A 2,550-nucleotide genomic window follows, 5' to 3' on the forward strand; every position below is an offset into this window, starting at 1 on the left:
CGAGCGCATGGGCTGGACGTTTCCCTGGTACTCGTCCGCCGGCAGCGACTTCAACTACGACTTCCACGCGACCGTCGACGACCGGGTGGCGCCCGTGCAGATCTTCCATCGATCCGAGGCCGAGCTGGCCGAGGCGGGAACACCGTTCACCGAGAGCATGCGAGGTGACTACCCCGGCATCAGCGCCTTCCTCCGCGTCGACGACGAGGTGTTCCACACCTACTCGACGTTCGGCCGGGGCATCGAGGAGTTCCACTACGGGATCCCGTACCTCGACCTCACCGCGCTCGGCCGTCAGGAGCCGTGGGAGCAGCCGAAGGGACGTGCGGCCCCGCTCGGTCTCCAGGTCGGCGGACCTCGCCTGCGCTTCCCCGACGAGTACGACACCTGACGTACCCGACGACGGCGCATGCGGCAGAACGCTCAGACCAGGCTGCCGGTCAGCCGGCGGCGCGAGCAGTGACCGCACGGCCAGCTCGACCACCTGGGCGCGGCTTCGCGACCCGTGCTCGGCCGCCATGAAGTGATTGCCCATCCAGACGGAGAAGGCGAGGACGCACCGAACCTCGATGTCGTCCTCGTCGGTGCAGAACGCGCCGTAGCCCATGCGTCGGTCGTCGACGCGGCGACGGCGACATCTGCACCGTCAGCCGCACCACCACCCAGACTGTCTGCAACATCCGACCCATGCGGCCCCGCACGACCGCCCCAAGGAACCTAGGGTCACCGTCGCCCACCACCTGGAACGAGAACCACGAGCATCAGGTGCTGTCACGGGCGCCAAGAAAAGCGCCGCCAGCGCGTACCCCTTTGGGGCGTCGCGGCGATGACGGCCTAACGGAGAGCGGACGCATGGGCGATGAGGCCCCGAGAGGTGGATGAGAGCGATGCAGGAACGCAGCAGCAGCCAGCGTGGGCGTTTGGCGCTCGGTCTGGGGGCGATGGTGGCCGGAGGAGCGCTCCTCGTCGGAGCCTTCCCCGGGTACGCCGGAGCGACCAACACCCAGACAGAACCGACGACGTCGAGCAGCGTGGTCGCAGGCAACCCGACCTGTGGTGATCTGGCGCCTGAGGGCGCCGAGTGGGTCGAGTTCAAGATCGAGCCCGTCGAGAGCGGCACGTACACTCAGGGCCCCCTGACGGTGACGATCGATGTCACCGAAACCGACGATGGCCCGGTGTTCGACTGGGAGTCGAACATCGGTGTGGACGCGGTGTTCGTCAAGGGCGGCCCGGGCGGCCTCCTCTACGTCTACGACCCGGAGAGCACGGGGGACACGGGGCTGCACGCACCCGTCAACCCGCAGAACGACAAGTTCTACGGGCTGAGCCACCTGTCGTTCTGCTACGACGTGGACCAGGCGACGACGACGTCGACGACTGAGAAGGACACGACGACCACCACCGAGCACGAGACGTCGACGACGTCGACGACCGAGATGGACACGACGACCACCACCGAGCACGGCACCACGAGCACCACCGCCGCAGGTGAGACGTCGACGACCCTGCTCGGCGGGACGACCCCGACCACCCAGCCCGGCGGCGAGCTGCCCCGGACCGGCAACAACAGCGGCCCCCTGCTGGCTGTCGGGGCGGCGCTGCTCTGCGGTGGAACCGCGCTTGTCGCCGCCACCCGGAAGCTCCGTCACCGCTAGAACCTGACGGAGTCCCCGCTCAACCGGGAGGCCGGGCCCTTCAAGGGCCCGGCCTCCTCGCGTCATCCCGGACCGGCAGCGATGCCATTCCGGCGGTACCGGGCGATGCGAGGCTGACGCACTTCGCCAGCTTGCTTGGGCGAGCTGTGCGCCGACACCGTGACGTGCACTGCCTGCTCGTGGAGGTGCAGGCGAGGGCCCGTGCCCGCACCGCCGAGATCGCTGGCGGAGGGTCGACGGTGACGTGGCCCGCCCTGGCCGGCCATCACGCCCGGCGAGGACGAATCGCCCCCCGCCTACACCGTCATCGACCATCGCTCCAAGCGGTCTGTTTGATCTCGCTCATCCCGAGATAGCTCGGATCGCCCAGAACGCGCGCCCCGCAACACGCGCCAGGACCGCCCGCGCGTCCCTCACGTGCCGAAGGTGTCACGCTCCCGGCGGTGGAGGGCACATTCGACGAGCGACGTCATGCGCGAGCCAACACGCTCACGCGACCGGGCTCGCCGTTGCACTCGACGACGGTCAGGCCCTGGTCCTCGACGAGACGAGGGAGGGAGCTCGTGTCGCAGAAGCGGACGACGCCGGGCACGAGGTGGTAGCACGCTGCGCGCAGCCGCCAGTACAGGTTCTGGGACGTGAGCGACCTGCTGTCGCGGGCGGGAGCGGTGATCAACAGGTGCCCGCTCGGCCGGAGGCAGCGCCGGATCTCGGCGATGAAGGCCGCGGGATGCCGGAGGTGCTGGAGGACGAGGACCGCGAGGACACCTCCGAGCGAGTTGTTCGCGAAGCGGAGCGGTGCGCTGACGTCGTGCACGTCGAACGTCGCGTCGACCTCGTCGTGCGCGGCTCGTGTCCGCGCCACCTCGACCATGCGAGGTGACCCGTCGAC

3 protein-coding genes are annotated in these 2,550 nt (G+C 69.2%); 2 read left to right on the forward strand and 1 reads right to left on the reverse strand.

Going from position 1 to position 2,550, the window contains the following annotated elements; translation table 11 throughout:
* Together VJN29_RS02435 and VJN29_RS02440 are read left to right on the forward strand one after the other, a co-directional pair.
* A partial coding sequence (locus VJN29_RS02435; protein ID WP_324141922.1) for a DUF899 family protein occupies positions 1–391 on the forward strand: 391 nt, incomplete at its 5' end.
* Between the two features lie 496 nt (positions 392–887).
* Entirely contained in the window at positions 888–1,658 is a 771-nt protein-coding gene (locus VJN29_RS02440) for an LPXTG cell wall anchor domain-containing protein (protein WP_324141924.1), read from the forward strand.
* Between the two features lie 469 nt (positions 1,659–2,127).
* Here VJN29_RS02440 and VJN29_RS02445 read toward each other — a convergent pair.
* Positions 2,128–2,550 (reverse strand): class I SAM-dependent methyltransferase (locus VJN29_RS02445; protein ID WP_324141926.1); only part of this gene is annotated, 423 nt, incomplete at its 5' end.

The sequence above is a fragment of the Intrasporangium sp. genome (assembly GCF_035280925.1).
In the GTDB taxonomy this organism is placed as follows: Bacteria; Actinomycetota; Actinomycetes; order Actinomycetales; family Dermatophilaceae; genus Intrasporangium.